This is a genomic window from Kribbella sp. CA-294648 (assembly GCF_050943845.1).
In the GTDB taxonomy this organism is placed as follows: Bacteria; Actinomycetota; Actinomycetes; order Propionibacteriales; family Kribbellaceae; genus Kribbella.
Map to the genome: position 1 here is coordinate 5,082,311 of NZ_CP191981.1, position 15,776 is coordinate 5,098,086.

Sequence of the window (15,776 nt, forward strand, 5' to 3'; positions counted from 1 at the left end):
ACCATAGGGTGGTGGTATGCGTCGCTTGGTGTGTGTTGGGGATCTGGTTGAGGACGTTGTGGTGTGGGCGGGTGGCGTGACGTGGGTTGGGACGGACAATCCGGCGCGGATTCAGCGGGTGCGTGGGGGTGCGGCCGCCAGCGTGGCTGTTTTCGCCAGCAGTCTTGGTACTTCGGTGCGGTTCGTCGGGCGGGTTGGGGACGATCTGGCCGGTGAGGCGTTGGTGCTGGAACTGGTCCGGGCGGGTGTTGAGCCCAAGGTCCAGCGAGAAGGACGGACCGGGGCCATCGTCATCGTGGTGGATGGGTCCGGGGAGCGCACGATGTTCCCGGACCGAGCCGCGGCGGCCGAGCTCGCCGAGGTCCCGGACTCGTGGATCGCCGGCGCCGATGCGTGCCACCTCTCGGCGTACTCGTTGACCGGCCGTTCCTGGCCTGTACTTCGACGAGCCTCCGAGATCGCTCACGCCGAGCGGGCGATCCTCACCATCGACGCGGCAAGTGTCGCGCTCATCGACTCCGTCGGTCCGCCGGCCTTCCGTGCCTTGCTCAGCACCCTGCGGCCGACGTACATCTTCGCCAACGGAGCCGAAGCCCAGCTTGGTTCCCTGCGCGAACTCGTCGGTCCCGGTACGACGCTGGTGGTCAAGAACGGCAGTGATCCGACCGAGATCCATGCCGATGGCAACAAGACTGTGACTGTCCGGCCCGACCCGGTCGACGACGTGCGGGACACGACCGGTGCCGGTGATGCGTTTGCGGCCGGCTTTCTGGCCGCAGTACTGGACAATGCCGAGCCGATCGAAGCGGTTGCCGCCGGCCACAAACTTGCCAGGAAGGTTCTCAGTCAACCTGGCGCCGTTCTGACCACCGAGGAGCAGGGAGCTGTTCGTGACTGACAACGCCGAGTTCGTCCTTTCCGATAGCGCCGAGTTCGTCCTTTCCGATGACGTAGCGCGGGCCCTGGGCGAAGGGCGCGCCGTCGTCGCGCTGGAGTCGACCATCTTCTCGACGCTCGGCCTGCCCGCCCCCGCGAACGCCGACGCACTTGCGGTCTGCAAGCAAGCAGTTCTCGATCAGGGCGCCACCCCGGCGGTGGCCGCGATCCTCGACGGCCGGCCTCATCTCGGGCTCACGCCGGACGAAGAAAAGCGAGTGCTGCAGGGCACGCGAAAGGTCGCCGAGCGCGATCTGCCAGTCGCCCGCGCACAGAAGTGGGATGTCGGCGTCACCACAGTCTCGGCCACAGTTGCGCTCGCCCACGCGGCCGGTATCTCGGTATTCGCCACCGGCGGTATCGGTGGCGTCCACCGCGGATCCGAAATCACCGGAGACATTTCGGCCGACCTCGACGCGATCGCCAACCACCCGGTCATCACCGTCTCCGCCGGCGCCAAGGCCTTCCTCGACCTGCCACGGACCCTCGAATACCTCGAGACCGCGGGCGTCCCGGTCCTGGGCTGGCTGCACGACTGGTTCCCGGCCTTCTACACGCGATCGAGCGGCTTGCCGGTCCCCCACCGAGTCGAGGACGAACAAACGGTCTGCGACGTACTGCGGTATCGCGCGCGACCCAACACCGGCGTACTGCTCACTGTCCCGATCCCCGAAGCCGACGAGATCCCGGAGTCGCGCATCACCGCCGTACTCGCCGCCGCCCTGAAGGCGAGCGCCGGCGTCACCGGCCCGGCCGTCACGCCGTACGTGCTCGGAAGAATCGAGAAGGAAACCGACGGCGAGAGCATCCCGGCCAACCTTGCACTGGCCCGGAACAACGCCGCCATCGCGGCCCGAATCGCCGTCGCGATGACCAAGTGATCAGCCGGTAGTCACAGCAGGGCCGGCAACAGGTCGAGGATCGGCGCACCGAGAGCTCCCAGCCAGTGCGCGAGCATGCCGAGGGGCCCGACGAGCGCCGATCCGGCCGAGGCCAGTGATCCGGCGGCGAGGAGGACGCGGGTCAGCCGCTCGACCTTCGGCGCGATCCGGGTCCGATCCGGCTCCGGCCGGCTCATATCTGCCTCGATGTCGCGAAGCTCCTTCTCTGCCGCGATCGAGGCCACCGGGTCGAGCCGCGTGGCCTTGACGCCCGCGCGTAGTTCGGCGAGCGCCTGCAAAGCCTGCTCCGAGGTCACCACGATGCCGGTCTGCCCACCCGTGATGTGCTGGTCGCGGCCGACGTTGTTGATGTTGGCGGCGTTCTGGTTGCCGATGTTGAAAGTCATCGCGATTCAGCTCCCGAGCTGGGGTGGCGGTAGTTCCCGGTCGACGCGCCGCCGACGAGCGGTGGCGACGATGTGCATGACGATCCCGGCGATGATCAGCAGTACGCCGACCACGTTGACCAGCCCGCCGAGCGCGAACACCAGGAACCCGCTGACGTCCTCCCGCGTGGGCATGCCCGAGGCGGATGAGAGGTCCATGATCTGGCCGAAGTACTGGTACCAGCCGACGGCCGCGATCGTGAGTCCGACCAGGAAGACCACCACACCGGTCCAGATCAGCCCGCGGGCCTTCGTCCTCGTCGCGGCGATCTCGCGGAAGAAGTTCTCCCGTTGCTGGATCACCTGCTGGACGTACTGATCCCGGCCGACGTTGTTGATCGTGCGAGCGCGCTGATCGCCGATGTCATAGCGCAGTGCAGCCTGAGTTTGGGAGGCCGGCGCGCCCTCGCCCGCGCCGTACCGGAGCTGCAGGTCCGCGAATGCGACCCGGTCCCCCGGGTACAACCGCCGCGGCGCCGTGACCGCCTGACCGTTCACGAAGGTGCCGCCGGCCGAGCCCAGATCTTCGATGTAGTCCGCACCGTCTTGCTGCCACAGCGCCGCATGCTGCCGGCTGAGGTACGGGGTGTCGAAACGGACCTCGCAACTCGGCAACCGGCCGACCGTCAAGCGGGCGCCGGTGAGATTGATCCGCTGCCCCTCGTGCGCTCCGGTTTCCACCACGAGGTACGGCGTACTCGATCCATTGCTCATGGTCTGCTGCGGCGATCGCGGGCACCTCACCCGTCCTCACCGCACCCCCACGACCAGGAAAGCACTCGCGACGGACGGTCACAAGACGCCACCGTCGGCGTCTTCGACCCAGCTCAGTGCTCGGGGAAGCAGGCGGCGACGGCCAGGCCGTCGACGAAGTCGTTCATCTGGTGACCGGAATGGCCCTTCACCCACTGGAAGGCGACGTCTCCGCGGTCGATCACCAACTCCACCAGGGGTTCCCAGAGGTCGCGGTTGGCGACCGGCTTCTTGGCGGAGGTGAGCCAGCCGCGCTCGAGCCAGCCGCGGTGCCAGCCGTCGCGGAAGCAGTTCACGACGTACGTCGAGTCCGAGACGACCAGCAGCGGACCCTCGTTCGCCCGCACCGCCTCGAGGGCGGCTCGGATCTCCATCCGCTGATTCGTGGAGACCGCCTCGTGGCCGGCGGCGTACTCGGTCGTCGACAGCGCCCAGGCCCAGCCGCCGGGTCCAGGGTTGCGCGAGCAGGCGCCGTCGGTGAAGACGGAGCGGGCTCCGACGGGGACAGTCATGTCGGCCGGCCGAGGACGACGAGTGCGTACTGAAGGTGTCACGGCGAAACCCTACTCCGCCGACGCCGGGTCAGCGGGTCAGCGGGTCAGCAACCCGGCGACCAACGCGTGCAGTGCTCCGCGGACTTCCTTGACCGCAAGCTCGCGGTCGTCCGCCCGAGCTGCATAGAGGGCAGCCTCGTCAAGTGCGCCGGCCACGACGTGGGCCAGCGGCCGGACCGGTTGCACGGCGACGAGTCCGGCGTCCATGAGCGACTGGAGCACCCGCTCGACGCTGCCAACGCCGTACTTGAAACAGATGGACCGCCAGCGTTCCCAGCCGAGCGCCGCCGGTGCTTCGAGGAGCGCGATGCGGTGCACCTCGGGTTCGGCGCAGGCCGCGAGGAAGGCGTCGATGTTGGCGCCGATCATCGCGTCGACGTCGGTCGGTGCCGCGACGTCGATGGCGGCGGCGATGTCCGCGGCGATCTCAGCCTCGATCTGTTCGACCACCTCGGCGAACAACTCCTCCTTGCCGGCGAACTGGTGGTAGAGCGCGCCGCGGGTCACTCCGGCGGCCTTGGCGATCTGGTCGGTCGACATCGCGGCGTACCCGTGCTCGGCGAAGAGCGGGCGGGCAGCCGCGACCAGCGCGGCCCGGGTGGCCGCGGTGCGTTGTGCTTGGGTGCGCTTGACTTCCATACAACCTGTCCGTAAGTTCGATACAACCTGTTCGTAACCTTACCTCGGAGGAGCCATGGCGGCCCGTACGACGTACCGCGAACTCACCCTTCCAGCCGGTCCGATCCCCTACCGGCAGGCCGGGCCCGACGACGGCCGGCCGGTCGTTTTCGTGCACGGATTCCTCGTCGACGAGACCGTGTGGGGCGACGTACCGGAGCGGTTGGGAGACCAGGGATTCCGCGCGATCGCGCCGACCTGGCCTCTGGGCGCGCACCGTACGGCGATGAACTCCGATGCCGATCTCTCCCCCAAGGGCGTCGCGCAGGTCGTGTTGTCGTTCCTCGAGGAGCTCGACCTCCGGAACGTCGTACTGGTCGGCAACGACACGGGCGGCGCGGTGTGCCAGTTCCTCCTCGACACGGATGCCGGCCGTATCGGTGCTGTCGTGCTCTCCAACTGCGACGCCTTCACCACCTTCCCCCCGGCTCAGTTCAAAGCGGTCTTCAACGCGGGAAAGCACCCCGGGCTGGCAGGCCTGATTCTCAAGGCGATGCGGTGGCGCGCCCTGCGGCACTCACCGCTCGGGATCGGACCGCTCGCCCACACGCTCGAGCCCGAGCGGACCGCCGGGTGGTTCGCGCCGAGCATCGACAGCCCGGCGATCCGGCAGGACATCGCGCGCTTCCTCCGGCGGGTCAGCCCTGCCGAACTGAACGAGGTCTCCACCCGCCTCGACCGGTTCGAAGGGCCGGTGGCGGTCGTCTGGGGCGAGGACGACCGGGCCTTCACGCCGAAGCTCGGTCAGCGGCTCGCCGCGGCCTTCCGCGACGCGCAGTTCGTGTCCGTTCCCCAGGCCAAGACGTTGGTGGCGCTCGACGCACCGGACCGCTTCGCCACCGAAATCGCCAAGCTCAGCACGCGAACGGCCTGACCCCAGCGCCCCGGCTACGGGCAGATGTGGGTGATGGCCTTCGCCGAGTCGCGGTCGGCCGCGGTGATCGGAAGCGACCACTTGCGGGCGACCTGCAGGTAGCGCAGGACGTACGTGCAACGGTAGGCGCGATTGATCGGCATCCACTCCCCCGGCCCGGAGTCGCCCTTCGACGCGTTGGCCGGGCCGTCGGCGGCGATCAGATTCATCGCCTCGTCATTGGCGAAGTCGACCCGGCGCTGCTTCGACCACTTCGCGGCACCCATGTCCCAGGCTCGCGACAGCGGGTAGATGTGGTCGATCTGAATCTCGGACGCGGCTTCCTTGCGGAACTCGATCCGCTTCCCGGTGTACGGCTCGACGGGCAGAACACCGGCGATCACCACACAACGGGACTTCCCGCGATACTTGCGCGCCTGCAACTGCGCTGCCAGGACGTCGTTGCGGGTGTCACAACCGTTGTGACCACCCAGCCCGGAGTGATTGTCCGACCAGGCCTGCCCGAACTGATCCCGCTTGTACCCCGGCACCTCGGGCCGCGCCGCCACCACCCGCACCCGACCCAACTCACCGACAATCGCCTTCGCCGTACCGGAAACCACCCCACCCGACGGCCCCATAGTCGGCGGCTTGACCGAAGTCCCCACCGATCCCGGATCGGCCCCAGCTTGGGGAAACGAACAACCACTGAGCATCAAAGGGACAAGTACGACAACAGCAAAGAGGCGGGATTTCACCGCCCGGACAGTACCGCCGCCACCGCCTCAAACCCGGCTGCCCGCGCCGACCCGATGTGTGAGGTCTGGTCGTGGTGGCGGTTTGGGCTTAGCCTCGGCTCAGGCAGGCACCGTGGGGGTGCCGGCCGGTACGCCGATACCCGGGGGGGATCGGTCGGTCACAGGGCTGAAGGGTTGCTGCGCCACCCTGGGGGAATGAGCTCTGAGGTTCTACGGCTGACTTCTCGCGGTGACGGCGTCATCTGCCTTCACGGGAGGCCAACACATGAGGTCACCGACTCACCGACGAACCATGGGTATCACCACGGCCGGGCTGTCCGCCGGTCTGCTGCTGACCGCCACTCTCACCCCGACGGGCGCGGTTGCCGCCGACCCGTCGCCGGTCGGCCCGAGCGGCCGGGAGTGGACGGCTACACCGCTCAAAGTCGCCAGTACCGTCAACGGCGCCAAATCGCCCAGTGGTCAGCTCGCCAAGAGCGACCCGGCTCTGATCAACAGCACGTCGGCCAAGCAGGTTCGCGTCGTCGTCAAGCTCGACTACGACTCGCTGGCCGCGTACCGCGGTGGCATCAAGGGTCTCCCCGGTACCAGCCCCTCGGTCACCGGCAAGCGGCTCGATCCCAAGGGTGCCAACGCCACCAAGTACCTCAAGCACGTGACCGCGCTGGAGAACCGCTTCCTCTCCGCGATGCAGACCAAGGTCCCGAGCGCCAGAGCGGGCCAGAAGCTGCGCACCGTGTACGGCGGTCTCGCGCTCAGCGTGCCGGCGAACCAGGCTCGCGACCTGCTCAAACTCCCCGGCGTCGCCGCGGTCCAGCAGGACAACCCGCAGAAGTTGCTGACCGACTCGAGCGGCGACTTCATCGGCGCCCCGACGATCTACAGCAAACTCGGCGGCTCGGCCTCTTCGGGCAAGGGCGTCATCGTCGGCATCCTCGACACCGGCGCGTGGCCGGAGCACCCGTCGTACACCGATCCCGGCACCCTCCCGGCGCCACCGCCGACCGCTGACGCCACCCCACGGGTGTGCGACTTCGGCGACAACCCGCTGACCCCGGCGAGCGACATCTACACCTGCAACAACAAGCTGATCGGCGGACGGCCGTTCCTCGACACCTACAACGCGGTGATCGGCGGCGACGTCTACCCCGACTCCGCGCGTGACTCGAACGGGCACGGCACGCACACCGCGACCACCTCGGCCGGCGGCCCGGTCGCCAACGCGAACACGCTGGGCATCAGCCGCGGACCGATCCGCGGTATCGCCCCGGCAGCGGCCGTCTCGGTCTACAAGGTCTGCGGCGCGGAAGGCTGCTTCCCGTCCGACTCGGCGGCGGCAGTCGCGCGCGCCATCCTCGACGGCGTCCGGGTGATCAACTTCTCGATCTCCGGCGGCAGCGACCCGTACAGCGACCCGGTCGAGCTCGCCTTCCTGGACGCGTACGCCGCGGGTGTCTTCGTGGCCGCCTCGGCCGGCAACTCCGGTCCGGGCCCCAACACCACCGATCACCGCAGCCCGTGGGTCACCACGGTCGCGGCTTCCACCCAGAGCCGGACCTTCCGCTCGACCATCACGCTGTCGGGTGACGGCGCAACCGCCACCGTCACCGGTGCGTCGGTCACCCCGGGCATCAGTACGCCGACGTCCGTCGTACGGCCCGGTGCCGCCACCCCCGGCTACACCGACACGACCTGCAACACGGCGGCTCCCGCCGGCACGCTGGCCGGCAAGATCGTCGCCTGTCAGTTCACGCCGGGCCGGGTGATGAAGGGCTTCAACGTCAAGCAGGGTGGCGCCGTCGGGATGCTGATGTACAACACCACCTTCCCGTCCGACGTCTTCACCGACAACCACTGGTTGCCGGCGGCGCAGCTCGAGAAGCCCGACGCCGACGCGCTGCTCGCGTTCCTCGCAGCGCACCCGACCACGACCGCAACGATGACGCAAGGCAACAAGACCACCTGGCAGGGCGACGTGATGACGTCGTTCTCGTCGCGCGGTCCCGGTGGCGACTTCCTCAAGCCGGACGTCACCGCACCTGGTCTGCACATCCTCGCCGGTACGACGCCGACCCCCGAGTCGCCGTCCGAAGGCCCACCCGGAAACCTGTACCAGGCAATCGCCGGTACTTCGATGTCGTCACCGCACGTCGCCGGCGCGGCCGCACTGCTCTTCGCCCTGAATCCTTCGTGGACGCCGGGCCAGGTGAAGTCCGCACTGGAGACCACCGCCAAGACCACCGTCAAGAAGCCCGACCGGGTCACGCAGGCCGACCCGTTCGACTACGGCGGCGGCCGCATCGACCTGACGAAGGCCGGCGACCCGGGACTGACCCTGGACGAGACGGCGGCGAACTACGCCGCTTCGGCCGCGAGCGCGCTGAACCGGATCGACCTCAACCTGCCGTCGGTGAACGCGCCGACCATGCCGGGCGCGATCACGGCCAAGCGGGTGGTCAAGAACGTCACCAACACCAAGCTCCGCTTCTCCGCGAGCGGTAGCACCGTCAACGGCGCCAAGATCACGGTCTGGCCGCCCGCCTTCGAGGTCGGCCCAGGCAGGTCGCAGAAGCTGACCATCGCGATCACCGCACCGGACCTGCCCGACGGCCAGTACTTCGGCCAGGTCAACCTCAAGCAGATCGGTGGCAGCCGGGCCCTGCACCTGCCGGTGGCGTTCTTCCGGCAGGAAGGCATCGTGCCGATCGACCAGACCTGCGTTCCGAGCACGATCGCACGGAACACCGGCGCGTCGACCTGCACGGTCACCGTGCAGAACAACAGCCTGCAGACCACGGACGTGACCGCGGTCAGCACGCTGAGCTCGCAGCTGCGGCTGAACAGCGTGACGGGTGCGACCAAGATCGGCAGCCAGATCGCCACCAAGACGCAGACACTGGAAGGGCGCGAACCCGACCGGCCTGTCATCGCACCGGGAACGAGTCCCGCGGGTTACCTGCCGCTGGACGCCTTCGGCATCACGCCGGTGCCGATCGGTGACGAAGAGGCCGTGAACTTCAACGTCCCGTCGTATGTCTTCGCCGGGCAGTCGTACACCCAGATCGGCGTGGTCTCCAACGGCTACGCGGTGGCCGGCGGTACGTCGGGGTCGGACGACATCCAGTTCACCCCGCAGAACCTGCCCGATCCCGCGCGCCCGAACAATGTGCTCGCGTCCTACTGGACCGATCTCGACGGCACCGGCGCTCCGGGCATCCTGGCCGGCACGCTGACCGACGGGGTGAGTACCTGGCTCGTCATCGAGTGGCGGGCGAACCTGTTCGGCACCAACGCCCTGAAGGTGCACCAGCAATGGATCGGCGTCAACGGGGTCGAGGACATCTCGTTCACCTACAACTCGGCCAACCTGCCGGGCGACCCAGGCCCGGCGTACGGGCTGACGGTCGGGGCCGAGAACTTCGAGGGGTCAGCCGGTAGCCAGATCACCGGTCCGCCGGTCCAGGACTACCGGATCACCAGTACGCCGGGTGCGCCCGGCGGCACGATGACGTACTCGATGAACATCAGGGGTGTGCAGAACGGCACCGGAACGGTCACCACCGGGACGTCGACGCCACTCGTCAAGGGCCTCACCATCGAGGTCGACAAGATCATCGTCAACTAGCAGGAGTCACCGAGTGCCGGCCGGGTTTCCACCACCTCCGGCCGGCACTCGGCTTTTTCACCAAGCAGCTAAGGGCTCGACAACCGCGCCGAAATCAACGGATGGCAAGTACAAGCGCACGGTGGAGTCGCTGGAGGACGAGGGACGGCCGGCCGGAGGAAGAACTGATCCAGCGCCCCGAGGGCAGCGTGCGCCGAGCTCTACATCTCCCCCGCCACGGTCGGCGTCCACCTCTCCCGCATCCTCACCAAACTCAACGCCACCATCCGCACCGAAGCCACCGCTCACGCCCACACCCTCAACCTCCTCAGTTGAGGACAGGATCTGGCCTGTACTCCCTCTAGCGTTCTTCCCGTGATTCGCCTACTTTCCCGACGCACCCTCAACCGGACGCTGCTGGCGCGGCAGTTCCTGACCGACCGCACCTCGCTGCCGGTGGTCGACGTCATCGAGCGACTCGTCGCGATGCAGGCTCAGGAGCCGAACTGGCCCTACGTGGGGCTGTGGACCAGGGTCGACGGTTTCCGGCACGACGAGCTGACCTCGCTGCTGCACGATCGGTCCGTGGTCCGCTCGACGTTGCTGCGCCGTACCCAGCACCTTGCCAGCAGCAACGACTTCCGCTGGTTGCGGCCGACCATCCAGCCGGCCGTGGACAGTGCGCTGCGGAGTCCGTACTTCACCGAGAAGATCACCGGGATCGATCTCGACCAACTCGTCGAGGCGGGCCGCGAGCTCCTGGCCGACAGCACGCTCACCCGCCGTCAGCTCGGTCGTCTGTTCGTCGAGCGCTACCCCGGCCGCCACGGCGGCAGGCTGGCCTCCGCGGTGGAACTCAAGGTACCGATGGTGCACCCGCCACCCGACAGCGCCTGGGGTCGCTGGGGCAGCCCGGCCTCGGTTTCGGTAGCGTTCGCCGACTCCTGGATCGGACGACCGCTGGCGACGGAAAGACAGCTCGAACTGATGATCCACCGGTACCTGGCCGCGTTCGGTCCCGCCAGCGTCCGGGACCTGCAGGCTTGGTCCGGACTCACCCGGCTGCGCGAAGTCGTCGACGGCCTCCGCCCGGCGCTGCAGGTGTTTCAGACCGAGCAGGGCACGGAACTGTTCGACCTGCCCGAGGCGTCGCTCGCCGACGACGACACCCCGGCACCCGTACGCTTCCTGCCCGCGTTCGACAACGCAGTACTGGGCCATGCCGACCGCAGCCGCATCATCAGCGATGAGGATCGCAAGCGGGTCTGCCCCGGCCAGGCCTGGGTCGAACCGACCTTCCTCGTCGACGGCCTCGTCCGAGGCTCGTGGTCGCTGAAGAACTCGGCCCTGACCCTCACCCCGTTCCGCCCACTGTCGCGGGCCGACGCCTCCGCAGTACTGGCAGAGGCCGAGCTGCTTCTTCCTTTCGTCACCGGCAACGCGGCCGAGGCAACGATCAGCCTCGACTAGCTCGGTAGTGGTCTGCGATCTCGTCGCTGGTGGTCAGCCAGACGTCGGGTTGGGAGGTGATGTACTCCAGCGCGAGGTCCAGGTACTTCGCGCGGAAGGGCTGGCCGATGACGAAGGGGGGCAGGCCAGGGCCATCACCCGGCCGGTGTGCTCGGCGTCGGCGCGCAGTACGTCGTACTGGTCCTTGACCATCTGGAGGAAGTCCGGGCCGGTGAGACCGCGAAGGAAGATGCCGAGGTCGTTGAGCTCGACGGTGTACGGGACGCTGAGCATGCCGGGACGTTGAGGTGATAGGGCGGGTCGTCGTTCGTCCAGTCGAGCACGTAGCTGAGGCCGAGTTCGGCCGGCAACGCGGGTGTGTTCGCCGTCTCGGTCAACGCCGGTCCCATCCAGCCCTTTGGACGGCGGCCGGTCGCGGACTCGATCGTGCCGACGATCTCGGCCAGGACCTCGCGCTCCTCGGCCGGCTCCAGGCCGGTGTGCAGGATGGAGTTGGTGCTGCCATGGGCGAGCCAGGCCCAGTCGCGTTCCACTCCGGCCTTGATGATCTGCGGGTTCTTCTCGGCGACCAGCGAGTTGAGCAACGTGCTGGCCCGTACGCCGTACTTGTCCAGGCTGTCGATCGTGCGCCAGATCCCCACCCGCGCCCCGTAGAGCGCGCCGTCGACCGGGTGATCCTGATCCAGGAGCTCCTCTCGGCCGGCCTGCACAGCAAGAAGATCGCCCGCATCCTTCCCTGCCTGCGCGACCCGGACGGCACCCATCTACGCCCGTGACACGTTCTCCACGAGCCATCGGGACAGCGGCCGCAACTGGGTGAAGGCGGCAACGACTCGGTCGGCCGCGGCAGGTGTGTGGATCCAGTCCTCGCAGCCGAGGGGCCGGGTCGCGATGAGCGAGCGGTGCCTCAGCAACTGGGCCCGCGGATGGTCGGCCGGATGGCCCCGCAGCGGCCGCTTCAGCAGGTCGCCCGAGATCTCGAATCCCTCCCTCTCGAGTTTCCGGATGATGGCAGTCAGCCGCCGCCCAGTGCCGTCATCGGCCACCGCGGCCCGGTACCGCTCGATCTGCTCCGCCGGCGCATACCACCACGCCGCGGAGACCTGCAGGCCGTCGAGATCGAACCGGACACTGAGTTCGACGTTTCGCCCCATCCGAACGATCGCACCCTGCCGCTGCCAGGCCTCCAGCAGAACTTCGCCGTACCGCCAGACAGCGAAGTCCTCGTACGCCGGATCCGCGTCCGCCGCCGCATTGAGCAGCTCGATCATCGGCCGGCGTACCAGCTCCTCCCGGTCCCGCCTGCACTGCCGTCTGACCTCGACGGAGGGCTCACCCTCGAGCTGCAGCAGCACGTCGATGGCGCCCCGCGGCCATCCCACGAAATCGTCGGTCACGCAGACAGCCTAACCACGGCATCCGACACGAAATGGGCACCCGGCGTTCTTGCGGAAGACATCAAAACAGTGGAAGTTAACGTGAACATGCTCTGTGTCGTCTCCGCCCCGAGCGCAAGGGATACCGCCCCATGTACAGATCGATCCTGGCCGGCCTGTCCGCCGTCGCCCTGACCGCCGTTGTGTTGACCGCCGGTACGCCGGCCGCCGCGGCTCCAGCAACTGAGGCCGCCGCGAGCTCCTTCTCGGTCCTGACCTACAACGTGGCCGGCCTGCCCGACGGTCTGTCGTCGGGTGACCCGGAGAAGAACACCCCGCTGATCAGTCCCCGGCTGGCCGGCTACGACGTAGTCACCGTCCAAGAGGACTTCAACTATCACGCCGCCCTGTACGCGGGCGACAACCATCCCTATCGCACCGCGACGAGTGGCGGCGTCCCGTTCGGCGACGGCCTCAACACCTTGTCCCGGTTTCCCTTCGACGACTTCGACCGCACCAAGTGGTCGAACTGCAACGGCACCGACTGCCTGACCCCCAAGGGATTCAGCCTCAACCGGATCCGGCTGGCCGAGGGCGTGTACGTCGATCTCTACAACCTGCATCCGAACGCAGGCGTCGCGACTGCGGACCTGGCAGCGCGACGGGCGAACATCACCCAACTCACGCAGTACATCGCGGCCAAGTCGGCCGGTAACGCCGTGATCGTGATGGGCGACACCAACACTCGCTACACCAGGGCCGAGGACAACATCCGCGAACTCACCACGGGTGCGGGGCTGACCGACGCATGGGTCCAGCTGATTCGTGGCGGCCAGGCCCCGGCCAGCGGCAGCCCTGCCCTGGTCTGCGATCCCGCGGCGGTGACGAACTCCTGCGAGGTGGTCGACAAGGTGCTGTACCGCGGCAACAGGTTCATCAACCTCACCGCGACGCAGTACAACAACGAGAACCAGAAGTTCCTCGACAGCGCCGGGAAGCCACTGTCGGACCACTATCCCCACCTGGTCCGCTTCAACTGGTCGCTCAACGACGGCATCCGGATGACTGACCAGTTCGGCGGCCCGCACGGCGACCCGTTCACCGACGTGCACCGACTTGCCGCCGGGACCGCGGTCCGTTCCGTGCGACTGCGCGGCGGTGCCCGCCTTGACCGGATCGGACTGACGCTTGCCAACGGCACCATTCTCGCCCACGGCGGAAACACCGGTATCGAGACAGAGCTGATCCTCGAGCCGAACGAGCGCATCGTCCGGATCACGTTGACCAGGGGCAAGTACAACGGCCGCACGAGACTCTTCTCGGCCGCAGTCACCACCGACCGCGGCCGGACGCTGGCGGCCGGAGTACCGACTGCTGACGCGGTCACCTACACCGCACCGACCGGGTGGCAGATCACGGGTTTCACCGGGCGTTCCGGTGACGGCGTGGACAAGCTCGGCGTGATTTACCAACCCTGACGGCGAAAAGGATCCACGACCTATGAATGACCAGATCGACCCGCACGGCGCGACCTCGACAGCTGTCTCCTCGGGCAGCACACGCCGACGGTTCCTGCGCGGTGCGGGACTGACGAGCGCCGGCGTCGCGGCGGCAGGCATGCTCACCACACCGGCGGCAGCATCGCCGGAGCCCGCGCGATGGCCCGGTCGGCGGAGGCGAGGCGGCTATCTGTGGCTGGCCGGCGATCATCACCTGCACAGCCAGTACAGCAACGACGCGATGTTCCGGGTCGACGACCAGGTCCAGCGAGCGATCGACCACGGACTCGACTGGATGGTGATCACCGACCACGGCAACACGGCCTTCTCGTCGTACGGCGTACCGATGCTCGCCGCCGATGTCCGGGCCGCGCGGCAGGCCAAGGCCGACGACATCCTGGTGTTCCTGGGGATGGAGTGGAACGTGCCCGGCGCCGAGCACGCCACCCTGATGCTTGCCCCAGGCAACCGTGAAGGTGCTTTCCTGAACCAGTTCGTCACCCGCTACGACGCGCGCGTCACCAACACGCGGGACGGGACGCCGGCGAACGAGGCCCTGGCGATCGAGGCGATCCGGGCCCTTCGGCGCGGCGTACGGGCAGGAGAGATTCCTGATGCGTTGGTGCTGGCGAATCATCCGTCCCGGGTGGGGCTCGACTCGCCCCACGAGCTCCGCGCCTGGCGCGACGCCGCGCCCGAGATCGTCCTCGGCATGGAGGGCGCGCCCGGCCACCAGGCCGCCGGGCTCCCCGCCCCCGGGATGGCGAGAGGCCGCGGCCTGTACGACGGCAAGCCGGGCCGCTACTCGTTCCCGGGCCTCCCCGCCGAGGCCTACCGCACCCACGGCGGGTTCGACTGGATGGCCGCGACCGTCGGCGGGGTGTGGGACAGCATGCTCGCGGAAGGCAAGCCGTTCTGGATCACGGTCAGCTCCGACGGCCATCAAGCCTGCGGCGACTGGGTGAAGAACCCGGTGGACGCGCTCGACCAGAAGTCCTACGACAACCTGCCCTACGACGAGACCGGCCGGACCTTCATGACCACCGGCCGGTTCCCCGATCCGGTCAACGCGGGCAAGCCGATCCTCACCTACAGCGGCCTCCCGCCCGGCGCCTATTCCAAAACCTGGCTCGGTACTACGGGCCGCGGTCACCGCCAGGTGATGGACGCGATTCGGGCCGGCCGGATGTGGGTCTGCCATGGCGATCTCATCTCCGGTCTCGACTTCCGCTTGCGCACCTCGGGCGGCGACAGCGCGCCGATGGGTGGGCGAGTTAACGCTCGGCGGGGCTCGTCTGTCCGGGTGTCCGCCGAGATCGAACTCGCTGAAGGTGGAAACTACGCGCAACTGCATCCGCGGCTCGGTCGGGTCGATCTCATCATGGGCAAGGTGACCGGCCCGGCCGACCCCGACACGATGACCGCTCCGGACACCCGGGTCATCAAGTCCTGGGACATCACACAGACGACCGGAACGCTGACGCTCTCCCACACCGTCGACATCGACGGACCGTGCTACTTCCGCCTCCGCGGCACCGACGGCAAACGCACCGCCCCTGGCCCGTTCGGCGCCCACGTCGACCCGCACGGCCCAGTCATCGACACCCTCGCCAACGCAGACCCCTGGGAAGACCTCTGGTTCTACGCCAACCCAATCTTCGTCGACATCCGGCGTTGAGGTTGCCCCCACGCGACCTCCGACGCCCGCTCCTACGTCGCGCGCTCGTTCGACCGCTCCCACCCACCCGTGGTGTTTGACGCTCCTACGTCGCGCGGATTGACCACAGCGGTGGTTGGCCCGATCGGCGGTCGGGTGGGTGGGCGGCTCGGCGGACTCCGACGTTCGTCGACATCCGTCGTTGAGTTGCCCCACGCGACCTCCGACGCCCGCTCCTACGTCGCGCGCTCGTTCGACCGCTCCCACCCACCCGTCATGCGCTCCTACGTCGCGCGGTTCGACCGCGGCGG

Annotated in this window: 15 protein-coding genes; 8 read left to right on the plus strand and 7 right to left on the minus strand. The window is 68.2% G+C overall.

Features of this window, described 5'->3' with window-relative positions:
* The first annotated feature begins 16 nt into the window (after positions 1-16).
* Together ACQPYM_RS24110 and ACQPYM_RS24115 are read left to right on the plus strand one after the other, a co-directional pair.
* Positions 17-898, plus strand: coding sequence for a carbohydrate kinase family protein (locus tag ACQPYM_RS24110; RefSeq protein WP_433003921.1), 882 nt, complete (start codon positions 17-19; stop codon positions 896-898).
* Positions 891-1,817, plus strand: a complete 927-nt coding sequence (locus ACQPYM_RS24115) for a pseudouridine-5'-phosphate glycosidase (protein ID WP_433003924.1) — start codon at positions 891-893, stop codon at positions 1,815-1,817. The genes ACQPYM_RS24110 and ACQPYM_RS24115 overlap by 8 nt, the downstream gene beginning before the upstream one ends.
* Before the next feature lie 11 nt (positions 1,818-1,828).
* Here the strand turns inward: ACQPYM_RS24115 and ACQPYM_RS24120 are convergent, their stop codons facing one another.
* The 4 genes from ACQPYM_RS24120 to ACQPYM_RS24135 form a co-directional block, all read right to left on the minus strand.
* Complete coding sequence (locus ACQPYM_RS24120) at positions 1,829-2,224, minus strand: hypothetical protein (RefSeq protein ID WP_433003927.1); 396 nt, start codon at positions 2,222-2,224, stop codon at positions 1,829-1,831.
* Positions 2,225-2,230: 6 nt separating this feature from the next.
* Positions 2,231-2,977 carry an FHA domain-containing protein gene (locus ACQPYM_RS24125; protein WP_433003930.1) on the minus strand — a complete coding sequence of 249 codons (747 nt, stop codon included), beginning with the start codon at positions 2,975-2,977 and terminating at the stop codon, positions 2,231-2,233.
* Positions 2,978-3,090: 113 nt separating this feature from the next.
* Positions 3,091-3,570: a ribonuclease H family protein gene (locus ACQPYM_RS24130; protein WP_433003933.1), complete on the minus strand. Its 480-nt coding sequence runs from the start codon at positions 3,568-3,570 to the stop codon at positions 3,091-3,093.
* 36 nt (positions 3,571-3,606) lie between these two features.
* Complete coding sequence (locus ACQPYM_RS24135; protein WP_433003936.1) at positions 3,607-4,209, minus strand: TetR/AcrR family transcriptional regulator; 603 nt, start codon at positions 4,207-4,209, stop codon at positions 3,607-3,609.
* 55 nt (positions 4,210-4,264) lie between these two features.
* Here ACQPYM_RS24135 and ACQPYM_RS24140 point away from each other — a divergent pair, with 55 nt between their 5' ends.
* Positions 4,265-5,122, plus strand: a complete 858-nt coding sequence (locus ACQPYM_RS24140; protein WP_433003939.1) for an alpha/beta fold hydrolase — start codon at positions 4,265-4,267, stop codon at positions 5,120-5,122.
* 14 nt (positions 5,123-5,136) lie between these two features.
* On the opposite strand, the gene ACQPYM_RS24145 is transcribed toward ACQPYM_RS24140, so the two are convergent.
* Positions 5,137-5,769, minus strand: coding sequence for an HNH endonuclease family protein (locus ACQPYM_RS24145; protein ID WP_433003942.1), 633 nt, complete (start codon positions 5,767-5,769; stop codon positions 5,137-5,139).
* A gap of 382 nt (positions 5,770-6,151) precedes the next feature.
* Here ACQPYM_RS24145 and ACQPYM_RS24150 point away from each other — a divergent pair, with 382 nt between their 5' ends.
* From ACQPYM_RS24150 to ACQPYM_RS24160, 3 genes are all read left to right on the plus strand, one after another.
* A complete protein-coding gene (locus ACQPYM_RS24150) occupies positions 6,152-9,484 on the plus strand; it encodes a S8 family serine peptidase (protein WP_433003945.1) in 3,333 nt (1,110 codons plus the stop codon).
* Between the two features lie 204 nt (positions 9,485-9,688).
* Positions 9,689-9,799, plus strand: a complete 111-nt coding sequence (locus ACQPYM_RS24155) for a LuxR C-terminal-related transcriptional regulator (RefSeq protein WP_433023373.1) — start codon at positions 9,689-9,691, stop codon at positions 9,797-9,799.
* A 39-nt stretch (positions 9,800-9,838) separates the two neighbouring features.
* Positions 9,839-10,933, plus strand: coding sequence for a winged helix DNA-binding domain-containing protein (locus ACQPYM_RS24160; protein ID WP_433003948.1), 1,095 nt, complete (start codon positions 9,839-9,841; stop codon positions 10,931-10,933).
* Between the two features lie 134 nt (positions 10,934-11,067).
* On the opposite strand, the gene ACQPYM_RS24165 is transcribed toward ACQPYM_RS24160, so the two are convergent.
* A complete protein-coding gene (locus ACQPYM_RS24165) occupies positions 11,068-11,697 on the minus strand; it encodes a polysaccharide deacetylase family protein (RefSeq protein WP_433003951.1) in 630 nt (209 codons plus the stop codon).
* Positions 11,698-12,330 carry a DUF2461 family protein gene (locus tag ACQPYM_RS24170; protein WP_433003954.1) on the minus strand — a complete coding sequence of 211 codons (633 nt, stop codon included), beginning with the start codon at positions 12,328-12,330 and terminating at the stop codon, positions 11,698-11,700.
* Between the two features lie 131 nt (positions 12,331-12,461).
* Between ACQPYM_RS24170 and ACQPYM_RS24175 the strand changes: the two genes are divergently transcribed.
* Positions 12,462-13,787, plus strand: a complete 1,326-nt coding sequence (locus ACQPYM_RS24175) for a jacalin-like lectin (RefSeq protein ID WP_433003956.1) — start codon at positions 12,462-12,464, stop codon at positions 13,785-13,787.
* 22 nt (positions 13,788-13,809) lie between these two features.
* Positions 13,810-15,486 carry a PHP domain-containing protein gene (locus ACQPYM_RS24180; protein ID WP_433003959.1) on the plus strand — a complete coding sequence of 559 codons (1,677 nt, stop codon included), beginning with the start codon at positions 13,810-13,812 and terminating at the stop codon, positions 15,484-15,486.
* Positions 15,487-15,776 lie beyond the last annotated feature (290 nt).

Excerpts from the sequence above, each read along its gene's own strand:
- ACQPYM_RS24140 (WP_433003939.1), top strand. The coding sequence starts at position 4,265 with ATGGCGGCCCGTACGACGTACCGCGAACTCACCCTTCCAGCCGGTCCG.
- ACQPYM_RS24180 (WP_433003959.1), top strand. The coding sequence starts at position 13,810 with ATGAATGACCAGATCGACCCGCACGGCGCGACCTCGACAGCTGTCTCC.
- ACQPYM_RS24125 (WP_433003930.1), bottom strand. The coding sequence starts at position 2,977 with ATGAGCAATGGATCGAGTACGCCGTACCTCGTGGTGGAAACCGGAGCG.
- ACQPYM_RS24110 (WP_433003921.1), top strand. The coding sequence starts at position 17 with ATGCGTCGCTTGGTGTGTGTTGGGGATCTGGTTGAGGACGTTGTGGTG.
- ACQPYM_RS24120 (WP_433003927.1), bottom strand. The coding sequence starts at position 2,224 with ATGACTTTCAACATCGGCAACCAGAACGCCGCCAACATCAACAACGTC.
- ACQPYM_RS24135 (WP_433003936.1), bottom strand. The coding sequence starts at position 4,209 with ATGGAAGTCAAGCGCACCCAAGCACAACGCACCGCGGCCACCCGGGCC.
- ACQPYM_RS24165 (WP_433003951.1), bottom strand. The coding sequence starts at position 11,697 with ATGGGTGCCGTCCGGGTCGCGCAGGCAGGGAAGGATGCGGGCGATCTT.
- ACQPYM_RS24175 (WP_433003956.1), top strand. The coding sequence starts at position 12,462 with ATGTACAGATCGATCCTGGCCGGCCTGTCCGCCGTCGCCCTGACCGCC.
- ACQPYM_RS24150 (WP_433003945.1), top strand. The coding sequence starts at position 6,152 with ATGGGTATCACCACGGCCGGGCTGTCCGCCGGTCTGCTGCTGACCGCC.